At 44.4% G+C, this 22522-nt stretch carries 23 protein-coding genes; 18 read left to right on the plus strand and 5 right to left on the minus strand.

The genetic code is table 11. The features are described 5' to 3' along the window. Window positions 1-44: 44 nt before the first annotated feature. A complete protein-coding gene (locus tag NLG07_RS01495) occupies window positions 45-2663 on the minus strand; it encodes a penicillin-binding protein 1A (protein ID WP_254855927.1) in 2619 nt (872 codons plus the stop codon). Here NLG07_RS01495 and NLG07_RS01500 point away from each other — a divergent pair. From NLG07_RS01500 to NLG07_RS01545, 10 genes are all read left to right on the plus strand, one after another. Further along, entirely contained in the window at window positions 2662-2835 is a 174-nt protein-coding gene (locus tag NLG07_RS01500) for a hypothetical protein (protein ID WP_254855928.1), read from the plus strand. The genes NLG07_RS01495 and NLG07_RS01500 overlap by 2 nt on opposite strands. Before the next feature lie 94 nt (window positions 2836-2929). Further along, complete coding sequence (gene pilM / locus NLG07_RS01505) at window positions 2930-3997, plus strand: type IV pilus biogenesis protein PilM (protein ID WP_254855929.1); 1068 nt, start codon at window positions 2930-2932, stop codon at window positions 3995-3997. Continuing rightward, on the plus strand, window positions 3985-4584 hold the full coding sequence (locus NLG07_RS01510; protein WP_254855930.1) for a PilN domain-containing protein: 600 nt from the start codon (window positions 3985-3987) through the stop codon (window positions 4582-4584). The genes pilM and NLG07_RS01510 overlap by 13 nt, the downstream gene beginning before the upstream one ends. Next, the gene (locus tag NLG07_RS01515) at window positions 4581-5204 is read left to right on the plus strand and encodes a type 4a pilus biogenesis protein PilO (RefSeq protein ID WP_254855931.1); all 624 of its coding nucleotides are present in this window, start codon (window positions 4581-4583) and stop codon (window positions 5202-5204) included. Before NLG07_RS01510 ends, NLG07_RS01515 begins: the two co-directional genes overlap by 4 nt. After that, window positions 5201-5761 carry a pilus assembly protein PilP gene (locus tag NLG07_RS01520; protein ID WP_254855932.1) on the plus strand — a complete coding sequence of 187 codons (561 nt, stop codon included), beginning with the start codon at window positions 5201-5203 and terminating at the stop codon, window positions 5759-5761. Before NLG07_RS01515 ends, NLG07_RS01520 begins: the two co-directional genes overlap by 4 nt. Beyond that, entirely contained in the window at window positions 5754-7415 is a 1662-nt protein-coding gene (locus NLG07_RS01525) for a type IV pilus secretin PilQ (RefSeq protein WP_254855933.1), read from the plus strand. The genes NLG07_RS01520 and NLG07_RS01525 overlap by 8 nt, the downstream gene beginning before the upstream one ends. A 163-nt stretch (window positions 7416-7578) precedes the next feature. Beyond that, entirely contained in the window at window positions 7579-8094 is a 516-nt protein-coding gene (gene aroK / locus NLG07_RS01530) for a shikimate kinase AroK (RefSeq protein WP_254855934.1), read from the plus strand. Window positions 8095-8122: 28 nt separating this feature from the next. After that, complete coding sequence (aroB, locus tag NLG07_RS01535; protein WP_254855935.1) at window positions 8123-9190, plus strand: 3-dehydroquinate synthase; 1068 nt, start codon at window positions 8123-8125, stop codon at window positions 9188-9190. Window positions 9191-9355: 165 nt separating this feature from the next. After that, window positions 9356-9751: an SPOR domain-containing protein gene (locus NLG07_RS01540; RefSeq protein WP_254855936.1), complete on the plus strand. Its 396-nt coding sequence runs from the start codon at window positions 9356-9358 to the stop codon at window positions 9749-9751. Next, complete coding sequence (locus NLG07_RS01545) at window positions 9654-10481, plus strand: Dam family site-specific DNA-(adenine-N6)-methyltransferase (RefSeq protein ID WP_254855937.1); 828 nt, start codon at window positions 9654-9656, stop codon at window positions 10479-10481. The genes NLG07_RS01540 and NLG07_RS01545 overlap by 98 nt, the downstream gene beginning before the upstream one ends. A 5-nt stretch (window positions 10482-10486) precedes the next feature. Here NLG07_RS01545 and NLG07_RS01550 read toward each other — a convergent pair whose 3' ends face one another. The 3 genes from NLG07_RS01550 to NLG07_RS01560 form a co-directional block, all read right to left on the minus strand. Continuing rightward, window positions 10487-10672 carry a DUF2970 domain-containing protein gene (locus tag NLG07_RS01550; RefSeq protein WP_368501264.1) on the minus strand — a complete coding sequence of 62 codons (186 nt, stop codon included), beginning with the start codon at window positions 10670-10672 and terminating at the stop codon, window positions 10487-10489. 17 nt (window positions 10673-10689) lie between these two features. Beyond that, window positions 10690-11085, minus strand: a complete 396-nt coding sequence (locus tag NLG07_RS01555; RefSeq protein WP_254855938.1) for a hypothetical protein — start codon at window positions 11083-11085, stop codon at window positions 10690-10692. 119 nt (window positions 11086-11204) lie between these two features. Then, entirely contained in the window at window positions 11205-11825 is a 621-nt protein-coding gene (locus NLG07_RS01560; RefSeq protein WP_254855939.1) for a TorF family putative porin, read from the minus strand. A gap of 346 nt (window positions 11826-12171) precedes the next feature. Between NLG07_RS01560 and rpe the strand changes: the two genes are divergently transcribed. From rpe to NLG07_RS01600, 8 genes are all read left to right on the plus strand, one after another. Continuing rightward, window positions 12172-12846, plus strand: coding sequence for a ribulose-phosphate 3-epimerase (gene rpe, locus NLG07_RS01565; protein WP_254855940.1), 675 nt, complete (start codon window positions 12172-12174; stop codon window positions 12844-12846). Window positions 12847-12858: 12 nt separating this feature from the next. Next, on the plus strand, window positions 12859-13863 hold the full coding sequence (gene trpS, locus NLG07_RS01570) for a tryptophan--tRNA ligase (protein WP_254855941.1): 1005 nt from the start codon (window positions 12859-12861) through the stop codon (window positions 13861-13863). A 15-nt stretch (window positions 13864-13878) separates the two neighbouring features. Then, entirely contained in the window at window positions 13879-14445 is a 567-nt protein-coding gene (locus tag NLG07_RS01575; RefSeq protein ID WP_254855942.1) for an aminodeoxychorismate/anthranilate synthase component II, read from the plus strand. A gap of 231 nt (window positions 14446-14676) precedes the next feature. Then, window positions 14677-15897: an aspartate aminotransferase family protein gene (locus NLG07_RS01580; RefSeq protein ID WP_254855943.1), complete on the plus strand. Its 1221-nt coding sequence runs from the start codon at window positions 14677-14679 to the stop codon at window positions 15895-15897. A gap of 5 nt (window positions 15898-15902) precedes the next feature. Continuing rightward, window positions 15903-16916, plus strand: coding sequence for an arginine N-succinyltransferase (astA, locus tag NLG07_RS01585; protein ID WP_254855944.1), 1014 nt, complete (start codon window positions 15903-15905; stop codon window positions 16914-16916). A gap of 36 nt (window positions 16917-16952) precedes the next feature. Next, window positions 16953-18422: a succinylglutamate-semialdehyde dehydrogenase gene (gene astD, locus NLG07_RS01590; protein ID WP_254855945.1), complete on the plus strand. Its 1470-nt coding sequence runs from the start codon at window positions 16953-16955 to the stop codon at window positions 18420-18422. Window positions 18423-18438: 16 nt separating this feature from the next. Continuing rightward, window positions 18439-19251 carry a DUF1338 domain-containing protein gene (locus NLG07_RS01595; RefSeq protein ID WP_254855946.1) on the plus strand — a complete coding sequence of 271 codons (813 nt, stop codon included), beginning with the start codon at window positions 18439-18441 and terminating at the stop codon, window positions 19249-19251. Window positions 19252-19339: 88 nt separating this feature from the next. Next, window positions 19340-20110 (plus strand): hypothetical protein, encoded by a 771-nt coding sequence (locus NLG07_RS01600; RefSeq protein WP_254855947.1) that lies wholly within the window; start codon window positions 19340-19342, stop codon window positions 20108-20110. Here NLG07_RS01600 and parC read toward each other — a convergent pair. Then, window positions 20090-22408, minus strand: a complete 2319-nt coding sequence (gene parC / locus NLG07_RS01605; RefSeq protein WP_254855948.1) for a DNA topoisomerase IV subunit A — start codon at window positions 22406-22408, stop codon at window positions 20090-20092. The genes NLG07_RS01600 and parC overlap by 21 nt on opposite strands. Window positions 22409-22522 lie beyond the last annotated feature (114 nt).

Raw genomic sequence — 22522 nt, forward strand, 5'->3', positions numbered from 1 at the left:
TTTTTATAGAGGTATTACTTGATTGTTATAATACGAGGTAGACGTTAAAAAATATCATCTCCCTCAGCAGACTCTGTTGATTTTTCTTGCTTTAAGGGATCAATCACTTGATCTGAACGCACCGATAACGTCGGTTCTGTGCCTAATGCAAAATATTCGAATAAGGCTGTATGGTCATTGCGTGAAGTCAACTTACCTGTTGCTCGATCAACTCTGACCTGAGTGATTCCCGCTGGAATCGTCACAGGTTGAAATGCAACATCCTCCAATGCAGATTGCATAAAATAAATCCAAGCGGGCTGCGCACCCTTGGCACCATCTTCAGCGCCAAACATACCATTACCAATCCAGTTAAATCGGTCCGGATTCATATTGACTAAATGCTGATTGCGTGTGGTACGTCCCAGCTGGCGACTGCTATCATCAAATCCCAGCCAACTGGTGGCGACTAAGCCAGGCGCAAAACCACTGAACCAAGTGTCACGGGCATCATTGGTCGTGCCAGTTTTACCGCCAATATCAGTTCGTTGTAAAATGTTACGAGCGCGCCAGCCAGTGCCCAACCAATACGTTTTGTTGTTCCACGAGCCGTTGGCTCGAACTGCGGTTCGCATCATTTCAGTAACTAAAAAGGCATTTTGTGCCGATATCACCTGAGGCGCCTGGCGCGAATAATCGACCTCTGATATGGCAAAAGGATCATTAGGATCTACGGTTGTAACACATGCTGGACAGGCCAACAATGGCTTAGCTTCCCAAATTAACTCGTCGTCATTGCTGGTAATTCGCTCTATAAAATACGGTTTTACCGCATGACCACCGTTGACAAACACCGCCAATCCGTTTGCCACTTCAAGCGGGGTATGCGAACCAGAGCCTAATGATAAGGTTTCATCACGCGGGATATCATCGAGTTGAAAACCAAAGTTAGCCAGATAACGTGCCGCATTTTCAATACCAATGGCTCGCAATAAGCGCACCGAAACGACGTTTTTAGATTTGCCTAGCGCAACACGCATACGAATTGGGCCATCGTATACGGCAGGTGAATTTTGTGGGCGCCATGCCACACCGGAACTGGCATCCCACTGATTAATTGGAGCGTCGTTAATCACACTCGCTAAAGTATAGCCGGATTCCAATGCCGCCGAATAAATAAAGGGTTTTATATTAGAACCGACTTGGCGTTTGGCTTGGGTCGCACGATTAAATTGCGAAGCATAAAAGTTATAACCACCTACCACTGCTCTCACTGCACCATCGTTAGGATCCAGTGCAACAAATGCAGCGCCTACGGTAGGCAATTGACTCAATGACCATTGTTCTGAAGCGATTTCACGGACATTTACTACATCACCAACGTTAACAATATCCCTAGCCGTTTCAGGAATTGGGCCTTGGCGATGGTCATTGATATATGGTCTTGCCCAAGCAAGACCCGACCATTCAATTAGAGTATCGGTGGCTGTTCCTGCAATCCTCACGCTAATATCACGCTCATTGACTTGGGTCACCAAGGCCACTTTCAGCGGTTCGACTGCATCCACCTTGTCGAGTAATGCAAAATCGCTTTCTTGGATGACAACGTCTTGAATTTCTTCAGAATTAGCTAATGGCGTTTCTTTTTCAACACTTGTTTCTATCGCATTTAATTCTTGTTCTGCTTCGCGTAACTCGCGAATAGTTGTGAGGGGACCGCGATAACCGTGACGCTCATCGTAATCGTGCATATTTTGTTGTACTGCTTTTTGTGCGGCATCTTGTAGTGCTGCAGGCGCGGTTGTGTAGACTTTAAAGCCAGCAGTCTCGGCAATCTCTTTGCCGTATAACTCAACCATTTCGTTATATACCAAATCCGCCAAATAGGGAGCAGCTAGATCAAGCTCTGCACCGTGTTTTTGTGCCGTGACAGGAGCATTCTTAGCTAATGTATACTCGTCCTGTGTAATGTAGCCTTCGTCTAACATCCGATACAAAACAATTTTGCGTCGTTCAAATGAGCGGTCTGGTCGACTGATTGGATTTAAAACTGAAGGGGCTTGAGGCAGTCCAGCAAGAGTGGCAATTTGCGCTAAGGTTAGTTCATTTAACGGCTTGCCATAATATACTTGGGCAGCCGCACCAAAACCAAAGGCGCGATGTCCTAACTCAACTTTATTAATGTAAAGCTCTAAGATTTCATCTTTATTGAGAGTTTGTTCTATGTGCCAAGCGATGAAAATTTCTTTGACTTTGCGAATATAGGTCTTTTCACGAGTTAAGAAAAAACCACGCGCCAACTGCATGGTAAGTGTCGAACCACCTTGCCCTTTTTGGCCGGTTACAACTAGGTTGACCAAAGCACGGGTCATGCCGATTGGATCTATCCCATCGTGATCGTAAAAACGGGAATCTTCAGTCGCTAAGATGGCATTAATCAGACTCTGCGGCACATCTTGAATGGCTATTGGGATGCGACGTTTAACTCCATATTGACCAATTAATTGCCCATCCTGAGTGTAAATACGCAAAGGCGTTTGCAGACGAATGTCTTTGAGCACTTCTACTGAAGGTAAATCCGGCTTGACCATAAAATAAATTGTCGCCACAGCTAGCATGCCAAGGGTTGTCCCAGCAATGAAGATGACGGCAATAAATTTAAAAGCTTGTTTTAGCCTTTGCATGGTAATCCTACTCTCAGGCGCATCCGAATTCGCAGGGCTATTCTACACATTTGCTCTGCGCACTGCATCTTCTATCGCCTTTGATTTACCCTCGATTCAGGTTGAGCAACAGTCTCTTGTTCTCAAACTTAGCAAACTGGCCACAAAACTGGCCAAACTTGTGCTCATTTAAGGATATATTTGTATACCTAAGTGTGATTTTGTGGCTCCCCTAATGACTTATCAGGGGACATTCTTAACCTAGTATTTTACAAGAGGTTTAACACGTGCAGCGTTCTTGGTTTAGCCAGAAAAAAAGACCATTACTAGGCATTGATATCGGCTCTAGTACTGTAAAAGCATTACTGTTGCAACCGAGTAATGACGGTTTTTGTGTATTGGGCGCAGCCATTGAAGCGTTGCCAGACCAAGCCTTACACAATAGAGAAGTCAAAAACTTTGACGCCCTTGCCATTGCATTAAAAAAAATCAAACGTCAAATCAAAACCCATCATTGTGACATTGCGCTAGCTATCGCTGGCTCACATGTCATTTCTAAAAAAGTGCAATTCGAAGCTCAGCTAAGTGAATATGAACTTGAAGAACAAATCCTACTCGAGGGTGATAGTTTTTTACCTTTTCCTCTTGAGGATATGTATTTGGATTTTGAACATTTAGGTATCAGCAAAACGCATCAGGGTAAAGACGATGTTCTGTTAACTGCTGCGCACCGTGAATTAGTCGATGCCCGATGCACGTTATTGCGTGAAGAGAAACTCGAACCCACTGTGATGGATGTAGAATACAATGCACTGGTCAATGTCATGCAAAGTGAACTCACAGGACGTGCTGATACCGTTGATATTGTGTTTCATATTGGTCACGAAATGATGCATATCTGCGCACTTTACGATAATGAACTTGTATATCACAAGGAACACCAATTTGGATTGAGCGCTTTAGTCAGTGATATTATGGCTTCGTACCAACTAGATCGTGATTCGACAGTCAATTCTTTGTTAGACGGAAGTATTGAGCAGACTTGGCAAGATTCAATCTATCCAATTTTTGTTGCACACTGTGCCCAGCAATGTGAACGTGCTTTGCAGCTGTTTCAGCATTCGTTTTTATCGGACCATAGCCAATGCATTTGGTTAAGCGGAGGGGTCTCACAATTACCCAATATCCAAGAATTACTTGGCAATGAACTAACTCAGCAAATTAATATATTAAACCCGCTTGCAAAGTTGAAATGCAAGAATGAAGCAGCCACTGAGCTGTTGGCTCGCCATGGTTCGCAGTTTACTTTGGCGTATGGCTTATCTTCAGGGAGTTTATTATCATGTCATCGATAAACCTTCTGCCGTGGCGTGAAAACAAAGCCAAATTGGAAAAGCAACGGTATTTAACCATCTTAATTGGCATTGCGATAAGTTGTTTTATTGTTGTAATAGCCGGTTCGCAATGGTTGAGTTACCAAATCATCCATCAAGAGGCACGCAATGCTTTTTTGACGCAGCACATCAATCAACTCGACAAAGAAATTGGTGAAATTCAATATATCAATAACAAACGCGATGCCTTAGCTAAGCGGATGCAGTTAATTGAGCAACTACAACGCTCGCGTAATACAACGGCGACGATATTTTCAGAACTGGTTACGCATACTCCTGAAGGGATTCGCTTAACTTACTTGAGCCGAGTAGATAATACCCTTCTGATCGACGGAAAAGCCAACTCCAACAACCGCTTATCGACTTTTATTCGCAATCTCAATGACTCGATCTACTTTACATCCCCTGAATTATCATCAGTGACCGCAACCAAGCCATTCTCTCAAGCAATGAGTGAGTTTCGCTTAACCATATCCTTATCGCATGAGTTAATTCCTCTTTCAAGCACTCATGCTGATACTCTAGCCGCAGCAGAGACAAACCTATGAACTTTGACTTTCAGCAACTCAAAAAACTCAACCAATTGGATTTTGACCAAGCTCATCGCTGGTCCAAAGAAATGCGTATTGTGGTTGCTTTTAGCATTGCTGTGTTTGTATCGATACTCGCCAGTTACTTACTTGTGGCGCCTAAGCTTCCGCTGTTAGAGCAAAGTCAATTAACTGAGACCGAGTTGCGAACGCAATTTTTGGCGAAACAAAGAATTGCATCAAACCTACCCGCATATCAAACACAATTTGCCAAACTAGAAGAAGATTTTTCGCAGATGCTTAAGGCATTGCCAACGAATAACGAAACACCAGGATTGCTGGATGACATCACCTACGTGGGGACAACCTCTGGCTTGCGCTTTCAACTTTTGCAATGGCAACCCGAACAACGCGAGAGCTTTTATACTGAGTTACCTATTCAGCTTGAGGTAACCGGGCAGTATCATGCGTTCGGCCAATTTGTTGCCAACATTGCGAACTTGCCGCGCATCGTGACTTTGCATGATTTTACGGTCAATTTTTCCAACAATAGTCTAAAACTGCAAATGCAGGCACAGACTTATCGCACGAACGATCCTGATGAAACCAATCTCGATCACGCGGGAGAATCGCAATGAAAATAAAGGTATTCCCTTGCTTTATATTCATTGGGTTGCTCAGCGGTTGCAGTACCGATGTAACCGACCTAGAGGTATTTTTAGAGAGCGCCAAAACTCAACCATCTGCTCCAGTTACCCCTTCACCCGGATTTGTTTCAGTGCCTAGTGTGCAATACGAGGTAAAACACTTACGCAGTCCTTTTGCGCAACTAGCGCAAGCGGCCCAAGTCGAGTCGGCAAAACGACTCAAAAACTGTTTAACACCTGATTTTACTCGTAGCAAAGATCCTCTAGAAGTCTACGGCATCGATGCGATTCAACTACAAGGCACTATCCAGTTGCAAGATGAAACCGGCGTCACGCAAAGACATTATGCATTACTCACGACCAACGATGGTCAAGTGCATAAAGTCCAAAACGGGGATTTCATTGGGCTATATCATGGCAAAATCATTGCTGTCGATAAAAGTAGTATCACGGTCAGACAAATGATCCCTGATGGAACAGGTTGTTTTATTCAACAAAGTACCACCATAACTCTAAATAACCTCCAGCTGGAGCAAGACAATGTTTAGATTTTCCGTTTTTTTTGGCTCATTGATTGCAGCCCTGGCATTGTTTGCTGCACCAATTTTCGCTAATACATTATTAGGAGTGGATTACAAACGCTTAAATGATCAAGCTGGACAAATAACTCTGACTTTTTCGGAATTGCCTCCAAGAGTCAATCAGGTGAGCGAAGCTACACAGACCTCTCTGACATTTCGCAACACCTCAATGGCACCAGAACAACTGGTACACATTGACGTGTCTCAGTTTGCCACCTTTGTTGATGCCTTGGAAACCTTCCAAGAATCCGGTTCAGCCAAACTCGTCATTAGCCATCAAAAAGCCGCAACAATTAATCAGAATCAAAACGGTAATCAACTCTTGATAGATGTGATTGCCAAACCAGAGCAGGCGTTGACTGCACAACTTGTCGCTGGTTATAGCGGTAAGCCGATTTCGTTGGATTTTCAGGATGTGCCGGTTCGTCAAGTCCTGCAAATTATTGCGCAAATCAATGGCTTTAACTTAGTCACAACCGATACCGTCAATGGTGCTGTAACGTTGAACTTAAATAATGTGCCATGGGATCAAGCGTTGGATATGATCCTAAATATCCGAGGGTTAGACAAACGAATCCAAGGCAATATCTTACTCATTGCGCCTCGAGATGAGCTCAATGCGCAAGAAGCCGCTGAGCTACAAGCGCAACAACAAGTCCAGAAGTTAGTCCCTCTTAGCAACAAAAACATTGCCGTCAATTATGCCAAAGCATCGGATTTGGCCACTCTGTTGCGCTCGGCTAACGGCGGTCTTTTGTCATCACGCGGTTCTGTGGCAGTTGATGAACGCACCAACACCTTATTGCTCAGAGATACCAATGACTCGATCGCCGCGATTGAAACCCTCCTTGCAACTCTGGACGTACCGGTAAAACAGGTCAGAATTGAATCTCGCATGGTCACGGTCAGAGACAACTTAGATAAACAATTGGGTGTACAGTGGGGTCTCACTGCCCAAAATGGGAGTTTTCGTACTGCGGGTAGCGCGGCGGCAAATAATGCCACAACCATTGGTGGTGAAACGGATTTATCGCAACGCCTTAATGTCAGTCTTCCTGTCACTTCGCCCGCTGGACGCATTGGCTTGCAAGTAGCTAAACTCATGGACGGGACGATTTTAGACCTTGAACTTTCCGCGTTAGAAAGTGAAAACAAAGGTGAAATCATTGCCAGTCCACGCATTACCGTGGCCAATCAGCAAGAAGCATACATAGAGCAAGGAACTGAAATCCCTTATGTCCAAGCGACCTCTTCAGGAGCAACGTCGGTAGAATTCAAAAAAGCCGTACTTAGCCTAAAAGTCACGCCACATATCACACCGGACAATCGGATTATTTTGGATCTGACGGTCACGCAAGATACCCGAGGAGAAACGGTTACCACTCCCACTGGGCCTGCGGTAGCAATTGATACTCAAGAGATCAAAACTCAAGTATTGGTGCAAAATGGCGAAACGGTCGTGTTAGGCGGTATTTTTCAGCAAATAAACACAGACGATGTGGCCAAAGTCCCAGTCTTAGGCGATATGCCGATTGTGGGTAGGCTGTTTAAAAACGAAGTCAATATTGAACAAAAACGTGAGTTATTGATCTTTGTTACACCTAAAATTATCACAGATTAAACTTGAACATTGGCGCTAAGACTGAGATAATCTCGCGTCTCGAAAATTTCACGAGGAAATTGGCGTCATGGCTCGTAGCATGCCTACGGCGTGACATGTGCTGGGATTAAACATTACTGAGCCCCAAGCATTTCTTTCACATTCACAAGCGAATTATCCAGATATGGCTGAAAAACGTAATATCTTTTTAGTTGGTCCTATGGGTGCTGGCAAAAGCACTATTGGTCGCCATCTAGCTGACGAGTTACATTTAGAGTTCTTCGATTCTGACCAAGAAATCGAGCGCAAAACTGGCGCTGATATCTCATGGATCTTTGACATCGAAGGGGAAGATGGTTTCCGCAAACGCGAAGCAGAAATGATCAACGAGTTAACCGACCGCCAAGGTATTGTGCTTGCAACCGGTGGTGGTTCTATTATCAATTCAGCAGTACGCAACCGTCTATCTGCCCGAGGTATTGTGGTCTATCTCAAAACAACCATTGATAAGCAGGTTGCCCGTACTCAGCGCGACAAACGTCGTCCATTATTACAAGAAGACGATCCTGAAATCGTACTAACCAAGCTTGCCGAAGAGCGCAATCCATTATATGAAGAAGTCGCAGACTATATTGTCGATACTGACGAGCAAAGCGCACGTGCGGTTGCCAATCAGATCATGCAAAAAATCGGTCACTAATATCGTTAAATTATGAGCAAAACGCCCCATGCACACTCTTACCGTTGAACTTGGGGCGCGTAGCTACCCCATTATCATCTCTCCAGATTGCTTAAACCAAGCAACTATTTCACCTTTAGTGAAAACCAATAAAGTTGTCATCGTCACGAACGAAACCATTGCGCCTTTGTATTTATCGCAAGTTGAAAACGCGTTGGACGGTTTTGCTGTATCGCATATCGTATTACCAGACGGCGAGCAATACAAAGACTTAACGCGCTTTGAGCAAATCCAGACGTTTCTACTCGAGCAACATGCCTCGAGAGATACTACGTTAATCGCTTTAGGCGGTGGGGTTATAGGCGATCTAACTGGTTTTGCCGCGGCATGCTTTCAGCGCGGAATTGATTTTATCCAGATGCCAACGACATTGTTATCACAAGTCGACTCATCGGTTGGCGGTAAAACAGCCGTCAATCATCCGCTTGGCAAAAATATGATAGGCGCTTTTTATCAACCCAAAGCGGTGTTCATCGACCCTAAAACATTGAATACTTTGCCTGCAAGAGAATTTGCTGCCGGGATGGCCGAAGTTATCAAATACGGTGTGATTTACGATGGGGCATTTTTTGCCTGGTTGGAACAAAACACGGCCGCCCTGAAAGCCTTAGATTTACCAACCTTGCGCTATGCTATTGAGCGCTGTTGCGCCATTAAAGCCGAGATTGTGGCGCAGGACGAGCAAGAGCGTGGACTGCGTGCCTTGCTTAATTTAGGACATACGTTTGGTCATGCTATTGAAGCCGAAATGGGCTACGGCAACTGGTTACATGGTGAAGCCGTTGCAGCTGGTATTAATATTGCCTCAAAAGTCGCTATGGCGCATAACATGGTGACTGCATCTGATTGTCAACGCATTGAAGCACTACTTGAGGCGTTTGACTTACCCATTGTCGGTCCTGAAGATATGAACTATCAAACCTATGTAAAACATATGGCACACGACAAAAAGGTACAGGCGGGTAATATACGCTATATTTTACCTACCGGTATTGGTTCGGCGATTGTTACCGACGCAGTGGATACTGAAATTTTGACACAAATTTTAGGTGCTTAACCATAAAATGAGCCCCATCACACGGGGCTTATCCTGATATCACAACTACATGAATGACTTGATCACTTAATTCATTACTCGTCACAGCGAATTATTGTCATCGGCGAGACAGTCGCCGAGCTGCAATTATTGTACGAGCTCTAGGACTCAAGCTTAGAACAAAATATGTTCGATAATGACGTATTGTTCAGCTTGCCTAATAACGTTTGGTTATTGCAATTAGTCGGTGTGCAAGACCACGATGCAATCATGCAATACGTTAAAACTCATGCCTTGCAGGATCAAACATGGCTGTATCAAACCCAAAAATTCAGAGGCAATTGGTATGCTCTGCTGCTCAATATTGATTTTGCAACTAGGCAAGAGGCGCTCAGCATTGTAAACTCATTGCCACCAGAAATCATTGCTGCAGGCCCATTTGCTAAATCAAGTCTTGCAGTACAACGTGAAATACTCGTAACTGATGAGAATAACCAAACACCGCGCATGTTTAAAATGGGCAGGTGGCAAAAAAAAGTTAGTTCCAGAGATCCAACGCTGTCTTCCAAAACGCGGCATTAATCGCTTAATCGAGCCTTTTGTCGGTGGCGGTTCTGTTTGTTTAAATACAAGTTATGAATCGTACTTACTCAATGATATGAATGCGGACTTGGTCGGTTTTTATCAAGCACTCAAATCTGACATTTCTCGTTATATCGATGCAACCAGTGATATGTTCACTCCAGAACACAATTCCGCAGAGTCTTATTATGCCTTACGAGATGAGTTTAATCAGTGTAGTGAACCATTTCGCCGCGCGTGCTTATTTTTGTATCTCAACCGTCATGGCTTTAATGGCTTGTGTCGTTATAACTCCAAAGGTGGTTATAACGTACCATTTGGCCGCTATAAAAAACCTTATTATCCTGAACCTGAACTACACCAAATGTCCGCCAAATTACAATCGGCTCAGTTGATGCAAGGGGATTTTGCTGATGTCTTTGCACAAGCCCAAGAAGGTGATGTGATTTATTGTGATCCGCCGTACACCCCTCTTACGGTGACCGCGCATTTTACTACTTATGCGGGGAATGCTTTTTCTCACTCAGAACAGATGCGTCTGGTTGAATGCGCTAAACGTGCTCAGCAAGATGGTATTACTACCGTTATTTCCAATCACGATATTTCAGAAACCCGGCAACTTTACACGGAAGCCACTCGGATAAAACGCTTACAGGTTCATCGCTCAATTTCACGTCTCGCTCAAGGTAGGGTGAAAGTAAGGGAGTTGCTTGCGATCTATAGCGCTTAATCAAGCTAACCTAACATTGCCTTGACCCAAACCACCAAGGTCGCAATGAAACACAATACAAAAATAACCCCAACAATGAGATAAGGCACAAAAGAATTTGCTTTAGCATCTTGTTCGTAATTAGCCTGGGATTGTACCCCGATGGCACTTGCCGCAACGGATTTGATAATTTGCCAAAGACTTGGTTTCACAATCGTTCTCAAAAAAACTATTGCGTATTAGGACGGTTTGCCCCACCTGACGAATAATCATTGTTATTATTCGGTGTGAGTAATTCGAGCAAATCAAGGTAATGAAATGTCCCTGAATTAGAATCAGAAAACACCCAATCCAACCAGCTTACTTCATTTTGTTTGGCGGCAAGACATTGATTGAGTTGTTTTTGAGCGGTTTGAGATAATTCTGCTGGTATGGAGGGACGAGTGATTGAACTTAATGGGTTAGACACCAAAGATGTCGAATGAACATCACTTATGGAAAACATGGAATCGGTCTGCAAAAAAGCATAGCAATCCTTGGTTTTGCTATGTGCCAAGTAAGAATCGATGCCTACTACTGCAACCGCGAAAACCGCAAAGGCTACTACTTTATTTGAAATAACCATAACCTGTCCTAGTTGAATATATGTATTAAGTATAAACCACTTTCCTATAAAAACAAATGCTAGATGCGTGAACACCTAGCATTCGTTTAGTACACTTTTTAAACAAATAAGTTCAAAAATTATAAGTCGAATGATTTACTCAAAGACAAGTACAAAGACTCAGAATCATCTAGGTCAGAACCGCTTACGACTAGACCTAAGCCTACATCAAACTCACCCACCGATGTACCGTAACCAAATTCAAAGTATTCGCCTTCAGTGTCCTTACCAAAGAAACCAGCCGTCGCATACAGACCGTTTTCACCTGCAACCGTTAGGCCAACAAAATCATAATCTACGTCCATTTCGGCGCCTACTGGGCCATCCCATGTACCAACTGAATACTCAAGACTGAACATACCTGCGCTTAAACCAAAGTTAAACTCGTTATAAGCAGAATCAAAATCACCTGTGTATTGATAGGTGGTATAGCCGATGCTACCACTTACTCCATCAGTGATGTCAAAACCGTACCCACCGTATAAATCGACTTCCAGACCATCTTCAACTTCAGCAGTCCAAACGCCGGCATAAAAACCACCATTTTCATAATCAACACCCGCAGAGGCTGATGCAGATTCCGTTTGCTGGATTCCACGGAAGTGATAGTCAGATACAATGCCAACATTTGCAGACCAATCAGCCATAGCCGTTGTAGATAGTAAAGCAGCACCGATTACGGTTAATTTTGCTAGTTTCATGTGTTTCTCCATTGAGTAAAATTAAATTCTTAGCACTTATCGACAGTGCTTTAGAGGAATTGAGCAAATAAAGTTCGCCTTACGAAAAGTTATTCAAAATACGAGCCAACTCTGTAAGCTGTTGTTTAATAAGAACTAAAACAATAAAATAAATAGATTTTTACATTTATTTAAACTCGCAAATGGCTTAATTGCACCAATATTGAGCATAGCGCCCCATCCTAGCTCATCACCATAAGAGCGTTACATAACTTGTATTTACCTAAACTGAGATTGCATTTGGGATAAAGAGGTAATCTCGTGTAAAATGCTAAAAATTTTTTTCCATATCCAAAAGGCCGGCCAGATGAAACCCTACTTAATCGCCCCTTCCATATTGTCTGCAGATTTTGCTCGTCTTGGTGAAGAGGTTACCTCTGTCATCAATGCGGGTGCGGATGTTGTGCATTTCGATGTAATGGACAACCATTATGTCCCCAACCTTACTTTTGGCGCACCAATTTGTAAGGCATTGCGCAATTATGGCATTACTGCCCCGATTGACGTGCATTTAATGGTATCGCCAGTCGACAGTTTAATTGAACAGTTCATTACAGCCGGTGCAAGCATGATCAGCTTTCACCCTGAAGCGTCGCAACACATTGACCGCAGTATAGAATTGATTAAGGCTGGTGGTTGCCAGGCTGGACTAGTGTTAAACCCTGCAACACCATTACACATTCTAGAACACGTATTATACAAACTGGATTACGTGTTATTAATGTCGGTTAATCCGGGCTTTGGCGGACAAAAATTCATCCCCCATACGTTGACCAAAATAGCGCAAGTGAAAGCATTGTGCGCTCAGGTGAATCCGGACATCCGCATTGAAGTCGATGGTGGAATTGGCCCTGCCAATATTGCAGAAGTGGCTGCTGCAGGTGCTGACATGTTTGTCGCAGGCTCGGCGATTTTTAATCAACCAGATTATAAGCAAGTGATATCGCAAATGCGCGAGCAACTTGCCACTGTAACATCATAAGAGAAATAGAACATGACAAAACCTGTGGTATTAAGTGGCTGTCAGCCATCTGGACAACTTACAATTGGCAACTACATGGGAGCGCTCAAACAATGGGTTGCCATGCAAGAAACACATGATTGCTTGTACATGATTGTTGATTTGCATGCGATCACAGTGCGTCAAAATCCGGCTGATTTGACAGCTGCTTGTTTGGATGGCCTTGCGTTGTACCTGGCCTGCGGTATCGACCCACAAAAAAGCACGATTTTCATGCAATCGCACGTCCCTGAACACGCACAATTATCCTGGGTGCTAAACTGCTACACGCAAATGGGTGAGCTCAATCGCATGACCCAGTTCAAAGACAAATCTGCTAAAAACGAAAACAACATCAATGTCGGCTTATACAGTTATCCCGTGTTGCAAGCAGCAGACATCTTGTTATACCAAGCCAATGAAGTACCTGTAGGTGAAGACCAAAAACAGCACCTTGAATTAACCCGAGATATTGCCACGCGTTTTAATAATTTATACGGCGATGTCTTTACTTTACCTGAGCCTCATATTCCAAAAGCAGGTGCTCGAGTCATGAGCTTGCAAGAGCCGACCAAAAAGATGTCAAAGTCGGACGACAATCCTAATAACTTTATTGGATTATTAGAAGACCCCAAAAAAATCACTAAAAAAATCAAGCGTGCCGTGACCGACTCTGATGAGCAAGCGAACATTTATTTCGATCCTGAGAACAAAGCCGGTGTCTCGAATCTTTTGTCGTTATTATCGTGCACCACAGGTCGTAGTATTGATGATTTGGTTCCTGAGTACACTGATAAAATGTACGGTCACCTCAAAAGCGATGTTGCAGATGCTGTTGTGAGCATGCTTGAGCCCATTCAAGCCCGCTTTGCAGAAATTCGCAGTGACCAAGCTTATTTGCAAGAAGTCATGCATCAGGGTGCCGAAAAAGCCTCTGCTCGAGCAGCAAAAACGCTCGCTGATGCTTATCGTGCGCTGGGGTTCATTCCTGCCCAATAACACACGACACCAAACATGATCTTAGTCATTGATAACTTCGATTCATTTACCCACAACCTAGCTCGGTATTTTGTTGAGCTAGGTTGCGAAGTAGTGGTCAAACGAAATAACGAGATAACCCTTGATGAAATCGGGGCACTTGCTCCAGATGCGATTGTAATTTCACCCGGACCATGCACTCCGAATGAGGCTGGCATTAGTTTAGAAGTCATTAAGCAGTGCCATACTCACTATCCAATTTTGGGCGTGTGTCTGGGACATCAAGCGATTGCACAAGCCTTTGGAGCTAATATCATAAGAGCACCACACGCAATGCATGGTAAAGTATCGACCATCCGCACAGCCAGTGGCGTATTATTCAACAATCTACCTGAGCAATTTACCGTCACCCGATATCACTCTTTAGTCATCGAGCCAAACCGCTTACCCAGTGGTTTTGTCGTTACCGCGACAACTGATGACAATGTTATCATGGCAATCGAAGCCCCTACAAAACGCCTATTCGGCGTGCAATTTCATCCTGAGTCGCTTCTGACAGAACACGGTCATGCCGTGTTAAACAACTTCTTATTACAAATTTAGTCGAAGTTAGCATGCGCTTTTTGGTCATTTTGACCCGCGATTAAAAAAGATAAAAAATATTTTTAAATATTTACGCACACTTTTTGAACTGAGTTCGGATACTTATGCAGAGTTTATGCATGCTTTATGCAAAACCCGCAAAACCCTTTATTTTACAAGGGATAAAGGCATTTACACCAGGCCGAAAAAGGCGTATTTTAGATACATTAAACGAAATAAAAGGTAAAGAATATGCAAGTTAATCGCGCGACATTTGATGATGTGATGGTGCCTAATTACAACCCTGCCGCGATGGTGCCAGTAAAAGGTCAAGGCTCTCGTGTCTGGGATCAAGATGGTCGAGAATTTATCGATTTTGCAGGTGGGATCGCTGTGAATGTCTTAGGTCATTGCCACCCAGAATTGGTCAATGTGTTGCGCGAACAGGGTGAAAAATTGTGGCATTTATCTAATGTGTACACCAATGAACCGGCCTTGCGATTGGCTAAAAAGCTCAATGATGCGACATTTTCTGAGGCGGTGTACTTTTGTAACTCTGGTGCAGAGGCTAATGAAGCTGCCTTAAAACTTGCTCGACGCTGGGCACTTGACCATCACGGTGCTCAAAAAGACAAAATCATTGCCTTTACCCAAGGCTTCCACGGCCGCACCTTCTTTACCGTAACTGTGGGCGGACAGCCTGCGTATTCAGACGGTTTCGGCCCAAAACCTGGCGCCGTTAGTCATTCTCAATACAACGACTTAGAAGCGTTTGCGGCGTTAATTGATGATGATACCTGTGCCGTTATGATGGAGCCGCTACAAGGCGAAGGTGGGATTATTTGTCCTGAACCTGAGTTTGTCAAAGGGGTGCGCGAGCTATGTGATAAACACAATGCGTTATTAATTTTTGATGAAGTCCAATCAGGAGTTGGTCGAACCGGTGAGCTTTATGCCTATATGGGCTTGGGCGTGACGCCAGATATTTTGACCACAGCCAAATCCCTGGGTGGCGGAATTCCTATCGGTGCAATGCTGACTACCAAAGCGATTGCTGCAAGTTTTAAACCGGGCACACACGGATCAACCTATGGTGGTAACCCTCTGGCGTGTGCGATCGCGGAAAAAGCACTTGATATAATTAACAATAAAGAAGTATTAGACGGCGTAAAAGCCAAAGAGGCACTCTTTCGCAAAGAGTTAGAACGCATTAATGCAAAATACAATGTATTTAGTGAAATTCGTGGTAAAGGCATGTTACTCGGTTGCGCTATGAACGAGCACTATCATGGCCGTGCACGTGACTTCATGGTAGCGGCCACAGATGAAGGCTTAATGTGCTTAGTCGCAGGGATGAATGTAGTGCGCTTTGCGCCCTCGCTGGTCATTGCTGACGAAGACATTCTCGAAGGCTTAGTGCGTTTTGAGCGTGGTATTGCCAAAGTGGTCGCGGCTGAGACAGCAGAAGCGTAATATTTATGAATGTCATACGTCCGATTGCGCAAAAGGACTTTGCCGCGTTGCTTCAGATTGCAGAAGAGTCTGGTATTGGTTTCACCTCATTACCGGTGGATGATACCTTGTTGCAAAACAAGATCGAAAAGTCACAAACGTCTTTTTCAGCCCAGATTAGCACTGCCGGTGACGAAGGATACTTGTTTGTATTAGAAGACTCTATCACCGGTGAGATTTTGGGCACATCGGGTATTGAAGCAAAAGTTGGCGTCACCGACCCATTTTATCACTATCACATGGGTAAAGTCGTGCACGCCTCACGTGAGTTAAACATCTACAATACCGTAGATATATTGACCTTTTGTAATGACTATACCGGAGTCAGCGAGATCTGCACGTTGTTCCTGCGCGAAACGGCTCGAGTCAAAGACATGGGCAAATTTTTGTCCAAAACACGTTTTTTATTTATGGCTGAGCACCCTGAGCGGTTTTCAACCACGGTTATCGCAGAGATGCGCGGTATTAATGACGAAAATGGTCGCTCGCCGTTTTGGGAATGGCTAGAAAAACACTTCTTCTCAATCGATTTTCCTACAGCGGATTATCTTACCGGGATTGGCAAAAAAGTCTTCATTGCTGAGTTGATGCCCAAATACCCAATTTACGTTAATTTGCTCTCTGATGCCGCCCAAGCCGTCATTGGTAAAGTACACGACAAAACCAAACCTGCTTTAAATTTATTACAAAAAGAAGGTTTCGTATGCCGAGGGTATGTTGACATTTTTGATGCAGGGCCAACGGTCGAAGCGGATTTACCTCAGATTAAAACGGTTCGGGAGTCCATTTCTAAGCCCGTCATTGCTGGCAAGCTTGACGCAAATGCTTCCAAAGCCATGATCTGCAATACCTCACTCTCTAATTTCAGGGCGGTAATGCAACCGGTAAACGAAACCCCTGACCATATCATTGTCAGCTCAGAGACACTGGCAGCATTGCAACTTGTGAACGGGGATCCCGTGCGCTTTTGTTACTTGTAAAAAACACCTATAACGACAGAAAAAATAAGGCTCCCTATGAACACACATTTTATCAATGGCGAATGGCTGGCCGGTGAAGGCCACCCAATGACCTCACTGAATCCAACCAAGAACACGGTTTTATGGGAAGGCGTGAGTGCAACGAATGAACAGGTTGATCACGCCGTTGCATCAGCCAGAGAAGCGTTTGCCGCGTGGTCAGCGCTAAGTGTTGAACAACGCTTAGATTACATCAACGCCTACGCAGAAGCACTGACAGAACACAAAGACGATATTGCTCAGCTCATCGCCCAAGAAACCGGTAAACCGCTGTGGGAAACTGCGACGGAAGCGGGCGCAATGATTGGTAAAATTGGTTTATCCATTAAGTCTTATCACACCAGAACCGGCATCACTGAAAACCCGATGCCAGTGGGAAAAGCCTTTATTCGACACAAGCCACATGGTGTGGTTGCCGTATTCGGGCCTTACAACTTCCCCGGCCACTTACCCAATGGACACATAGTGCCAGCCTTGATAGCGGGTAACACGGTCGTATTTAAGCCCAGTGAATTAACCCCAGCGGTCGCTGCCAAAATGATCGGACTGTGGGCTTCGATTGGCTTACCTAAAGGCGTTTTGAATTTGGTTCAAGGTGAGGTAGAGACAGGCAAGGCATTGGCCAGTCATCCGCAACTCGATGGGTTGTTCTTCACTGGGTCTTCCACAACGGGCAAACGATTACACGAGCAATTTGCGGGTCATCCCGGCAAAATCCTCGCGCTTGAAATGGGTGGCAATAACCCCCTGATTGTTGCTGATGTCAAAGATATTGATGCGACCGTGCATGACATTGTGCAATCGGCCTTCATCTCAGCAGGACAGCGTTGTACCTGTGCCAGACGTTTATTTGTGCCCAACACCCCACACGGCGATGCCATCGTTGAGCGTTTGATCGAGGTGACCAAAAATATCCACGTTGGCCATTACGATGCTCAACCACAACCGTTTATGGGATCAATGATCTCGCAGCGTGCTGCCACACAAATGCTAGCAGTTCAAGCTGAACTTATTTCACAAGGCGCCAAGCCGTTGCTCGAAATGCTTCATCTCGACATGCGTTCTGGCTTGGTTTCACCAGGCATTTTGGATGTGACGCCAATGCTTAACAAATTATCGGATGATGAGCATTTTGGCCCATTACTCAAAGTGATCCGTTACGATGATTTTGGAACTGCCATTGCCGAAGCTAATAACACACGCTTTGGACTCTCTGCAGGATTATTAAGTGATGATGCAGAGCAGTATGAAACGTTTTATCGTTTGATCCGTGCAGGGATTGTGAACTGGAACCGCCCAATTACTGGCGCAAGTGGCGCAGCGCCATTTGGCGGCATCGGTGAAAGTGGTAACCATCGCGCCAGTGCTTTTTATGCAGCCGATTATTGTGCGTATCCTGTGGCATCCGTTGAGTTAGAAGAAGGTCTGCTACCGGAGACTTTCAGCCCAGGTCTTAACTTCCAATAAAGAAGGAGAATAAAGGATGTCTCAACAACACCATATTAATGAATTGTTTGTCAGAATTTGGAACGATTACCTGTTAATAACCCCAAGTGCAGAGAAAGTCCACGCGTTACTGGCTGCATCGGATACAGCACCTAAAATCGTCAACGACCATATTGCTTTGCGTACACTCAATTTGCCTCACATGGGGATCAGTGTGCTGTCTCAACATTTTGAAGCGCTCGGTTACAGACATGGTGGCGACTATGATTTTGGCAGTAAAAAGCTCAACGCGATGCATTTTGAGCATCCAGATGGCAATCATCCAAAAGTCTTCATCAGTGAACTTAAAGTAGATGAATTGAGTGACGCCGCGCAAACTATTTTGCATCGCATTAGTCAATCCGTTACGCCGGAACTCATGTCTGAGTCAAACTGCTTATACTCTGGCAAATGTTGGCAGTTAACGTATAATGACTACCAGAATTTATTGGCGGAAAGTGAATACGCGGCGTGGTTTGCTGCATGGGGTTTTCGAGCGAATCATTTTACAGTAAGCGTAAACCATTTAGCGACGCTCACTGAACTTGTCGAAGTGAATTCACTTCTCAAGCAACATGGATTCGTACTCAATACCTCCGGTGGTGAGATCAAAGGCAGCCAAGACGTGTGCCTTGCGCAATCTTCGACTATGGCTGACAAGATGCCCGTTGTATTCACTGACCAAACTGTGGATATTCCTAGTTGCTTTTATGAATTTGCACAGCGCTATCCATTGCCAAATGGCGATCTATATCAAGGGTTTGTGGCAGCATCTGCTGATAAAATTTTTGAAAGTACCAATGTAAATTAAATATGTCGAATGACCAATACCAAGGTCTAATGCACCATTATGGAAGTCGGTGCGTAATAATGGTGTTATTTTGTAAAAGGATTTTAATATGTCTAGTGCGGTGCTAAGTGGGTATTCAGCAAAACGTCGATTTATCAATTCTGCTCAACTGCAGAATATCCAACTAGATGATATCGTCCGCTACTCAGCATGTGGAGCATTTCGCGAATTCATTAAACCCATTGATTGGGTGTCCATGGTGTTTCGCTTCCCAAAATTACTCTCTCTACCCAAAGGTCATGGCGAGCCCGTAGTCCTTGTGCCAGGATATTTTACCGATGAAAAAACTCTGTGTGTACTGGGGCAATTTCTCAAGTTTTTAAACTATCGGGTATTTCAGTGGGATGTTAAACACAATGCGCAGGAATTGTCGAAAGACGTTGCACTTCTCGAAGAGCATCTTGTCCAGTTGATGCAAAACAATGCCTTGCCTAAAATCAGTCTAGTTGGGTATGGCTTGGGGGGATTGCTCTGTCGAGCCATAGCGCAGCGTGAAACAATCCCGCTCAAACAGCTTATCACACTTGGCACACCGCTCAATTTAGAGAATCCGTTTACGCCTCTTTCCAAGCGTTATGCGCAACGAATTGGGGTCGACCTAGATAGCCTTTTGAACAATTCAAAAGCGATATGTGAGGCGAAACTGACATTACCAGTAACGATTCTATATGCGCCTGATGATGAGTTTGTGACACCTGAAGCCACAAGAGATAAAGTAAACGAACATGCGAACCATCATTTAATTAATGGCTCACATGTCAACTATACCCACAACGCTAAAGTGTGGGAGACCATTGCATCAACTCTCGTTACTGTCTGAATTCAACTGACTTGATTCGTCCTGTATTTCCTCTGGTGGAGTCGAATTAAGCTCCACTGAAACATAATCAACACGTTGTAAGCCACGCGGAAGTTTATTCCCTCTACGACCTCTTTCGCCTTGATAATGCAACAAGTCAGTTGCTTTTAAGGTCATGTTGCGTTTACCTGCAGATAACACAACACTAGCCCCCTCTGGCACAATGGCAGAAGCAACGACATACTCTTCTCGAGTTTTAGCTTTGGCAGAAGGAATATTGATCATTTTGTTCCCCTTGCCTTTGCCTAGACATGGTAAGTCACGTAACGGGAACAACAGCATACGGCCTTCATTGGAAACAGATAGGCACCAATCGGTTTCAATATTATTAACCGGGATTGGCGCCATTACTTTGGCTGCAGTTGGCAAGGATAAGAACGCTTTACCTGCTTTGTTCTTACTCAGCATATCTGAGAATTTACCAACAAAGCCATAACCCGCATCACTACTAATGAGATAGCGCTGTTCATCCGTTCCCATTACCACATGCGAAAAAGACTCGCCAGCGACGACATTAAAGCGCCCGGTCAACGGTTCACCCTGAGAGCGCGCAGATGGTAGACTGTGCGCATCACAACTAAATGCTCGCCCTGAGGTATCGATGAAGACGGCTGGTTGATTTGAGCGACCTTTCGCACTGGCTAGATATTTATCATCACCTTTATAACTCAAATTAGGCGCATCCACATCGTGACCTTTGGCACAACGCGCCCAACCTTTTTCAGAGAGAACCACAGTCACTGGCTCTGACGGAACGAGTTGCTTTTCACTTAATGCTTTGGCTTCACCACGCTCAACAATCGGTGAGCGACGCTCGTCACCATAGGTTTCAGCATCGGCGAGAAGCTCTTTTTTGACCAGTGTTTTAAGACGACGGTCTGAACCCAAGATAAGCTGCAATTCATCTCGCTCTTTGGCGAGCTCATCCTGCTCACCTTTGATCTTCATTTCTTCAAGCTTCGCTAGATGACGTAGCTTTAGCTCAAGAATAGCTTCGGCCTGTTTATCTGACAAACCAAAACGGGACATCAACTCTTTCTTTGGTTCATCTTCATTGCGAATGATGGCGATAACTTCATCAATATTGAGAAACGCAATCAATAAACCTTCTAGGATGTGCAAGCGAGCTAAGACTTTATCCAGACGGAACTGCAAACGTCGCGTGACCGTATCTTTGCGATAAGTTAACCATTCGCTCAAAATCACTTTCAAGTTTTTGACTTGAGGACGCCCGTCTAAGCCAATCATGTTCAAATTGACCCGATAGTTTTTTTCTAGATCTGTCGTGGCAAACAAGTGTTGCATTAACTGTTCGACATCGACTCGATTTGAGCGTGGCGTGATAACCAGTCGAGTGGGGTTTTCGTGATCCGATTCATCCCGTAGATCACTGACCATAGGCAGTTTTTTGGCCGTCATTTGAGCGGCGATCTGTTCTAGGATTTTTGCACCGGAGGCTTGATGCGGTAAGGCATTGATGATGATATCGCCATTGTCCTGCACATAGGTAGCACGCATTTTGATGGACCCGCGACCGGTTTCATAAATTTTTTGAATTTCCGCTTTGGGCGTAATGATTTCGCCATCGGTTGGATAATCTGGCCCTTGTACAATAGTAAGTAATTCAGATAGTTCTGTGCGCGAATTGTCTAATAACAACGCACAAGCATTTGCTAATTCACGCACGTTATGAGGAGGAATATCAGTCGCCATCCCGACCGCAATACCCGTGACGCCATTGAGTAAAATGTGTGGTAAGCGAGCGGGTAAAACTTTGGGCTCTTTTAACGTACCATCAAAATTAGGCTGCCAGTCAGCCGTGCCTTGACCAAGTTCAGTCAGTAACACTTCACTGAATTTAGATAAGCGGGCTTCGGTATAACGCATCGCAGCAAACGATTTGGGATCATCCGGTGCGCCCCAGTTACCTTGTCCGTCAACTAATGGATATCGGTAAGTAAAAGGCTGTGCCATCAATACCATGGCTTCATAGCAAGCAGAATCACCATGTGGATGGAACTTACCTAATACATCCCCCACGGTACGAGCGGATTTTTTATATTTGGCATTGGCACTCAAACCCAAATCGGACATGGCATAAATTATCCGGCGCTGAACAGGTTTTAAGCCGTCGCCAATGTGCGGCAACGCGCGATCCATGATCACGTACATCGAATAATTTAAATAGGCTTCTTCCGTAAAACGTCGAATGGGGAGTTGCTCGACACCGTCCTGACTAATTGTGACTTCGTTACTCATTGATTATTTTACCCACACAGCAGGTTATTTTGATTGTATTTATTCTTATTACCGCATAATAAACCACATAAACACAGAGTTACAGTGTTTTGATTCGCATAATATTAATAGTAT

The sequence above is a fragment of the Alteromonas sp. LMIT006 genome (genome assembly GCF_024300645.1).
GTDB classification, from domain to species: domain Bacteria; phylum Pseudomonadota; class Gammaproteobacteria; order Enterobacterales; family Alteromonadaceae; genus Opacimonas; species Opacimonas immobilis.

Bases quoted from the DNA above. Each gene is read 5' to 3' on its own strand.
- NLG07_RS01500 (WP_254855928.1), top strand. From the start codon at position 2,662: ATGGTAATCCTACTCTCAGGCGCATCCGAATTCGCAGGGCTATTCTAC.
- NLG07_RS01495 (WP_254855927.1), bottom strand. From the start codon at position 2,663: ATGCAAAGGCTAAAACAAGCTTTTAAATTTATTGCCGTCATCTTCATT.
- NLG07_RS01510 (WP_254855930.1), top strand. From the start codon at position 3,985: ATGTCATCGATAAACCTTCTGCCGTGGCGTGAAAACAAAGCCAAATTG.
- NLG07_RS01515 (WP_254855931.1), top strand. From the start codon at position 4,581: ATGAACTTTGACTTTCAGCAACTCAAAAAACTCAACCAATTGGATTTT.
- NLG07_RS01520 (WP_254855932.1), top strand. From the start codon at position 5,201: ATGAAAATAAAGGTATTCCCTTGCTTTATATTCATTGGGTTGCTCAGC.
- NLG07_RS01525 (WP_254855933.1), top strand. From the start codon at position 5,754: ATGTTTAGATTTTCCGTTTTTTTTGGCTCATTGATTGCAGCCCTGGCA.
- aroK (WP_254855934.1), top strand. From the start codon at position 7,579: ATGGCTGAAAAACGTAATATCTTTTTAGTTGGTCCTATGGGTGCTGGC.
- aroB (WP_254855935.1), top strand. From the start codon at position 8,123: ATGCACACTCTTACCGTTGAACTTGGGGCGCGTAGCTACCCCATTATC.
- NLG07_RS01540 (WP_254855936.1), top strand. From the start codon at position 9,356: ATGTTCGATAATGACGTATTGTTCAGCTTGCCTAATAACGTTTGGTTA.
- NLG07_RS01545 (WP_254855937.1), top strand. From the start codon at position 9,654: ATGAGAATAACCAAACACCGCGCATGTTTAAAATGGGCAGGTGGCAAA.
- NLG07_RS01555 (WP_254855938.1), bottom strand. From the start codon at position 11,085: ATGGTTATTTCAAATAAAGTAGTAGCCTTTGCGGTTTTCGCGGTTGCA.
- NLG07_RS01560 (WP_254855939.1), bottom strand. From the start codon at position 11,825: ATGAAACTAGCAAAATTAACCGTAATCGGTGCTGCTTTACTATCTACA.
- rpe (WP_254855940.1), top strand. From the start codon at position 12,172: ATGAAACCCTACTTAATCGCCCCTTCCATATTGTCTGCAGATTTTGCT.
- trpS (WP_254855941.1), top strand. From the start codon at position 12,859: ATGACAAAACCTGTGGTATTAAGTGGCTGTCAGCCATCTGGACAACTT.
- NLG07_RS01575 (WP_254855942.1), top strand. From the start codon at position 13,879: ATGATCTTAGTCATTGATAACTTCGATTCATTTACCCACAACCTAGCT.
- NLG07_RS01580 (WP_254855943.1), top strand. From the start codon at position 14,677: ATGCAAGTTAATCGCGCGACATTTGATGATGTGATGGTGCCTAATTAC.
- astA (WP_254855944.1), top strand. From the start codon at position 15,903: ATGAATGTCATACGTCCGATTGCGCAAAAGGACTTTGCCGCGTTGCTT.
- astD (WP_254855945.1), top strand. From the start codon at position 16,953: ATGAACACACATTTTATCAATGGCGAATGGCTGGCCGGTGAAGGCCAC.
- NLG07_RS01595 (WP_254855946.1), top strand. From the start codon at position 18,439: ATGTCTCAACAACACCATATTAATGAATTGTTTGTCAGAATTTGGAAC.
- NLG07_RS01600 (WP_254855947.1), top strand. From the start codon at position 19,340: ATGTCTAGTGCGGTGCTAAGTGGGTATTCAGCAAAACGTCGATTTATC.
- parC (WP_254855948.1), bottom strand. From the start codon at position 22,408: ATGAGTAACGAAGTCACAATTAGTCAGGACGGTGTCGAGCAACTCCCC.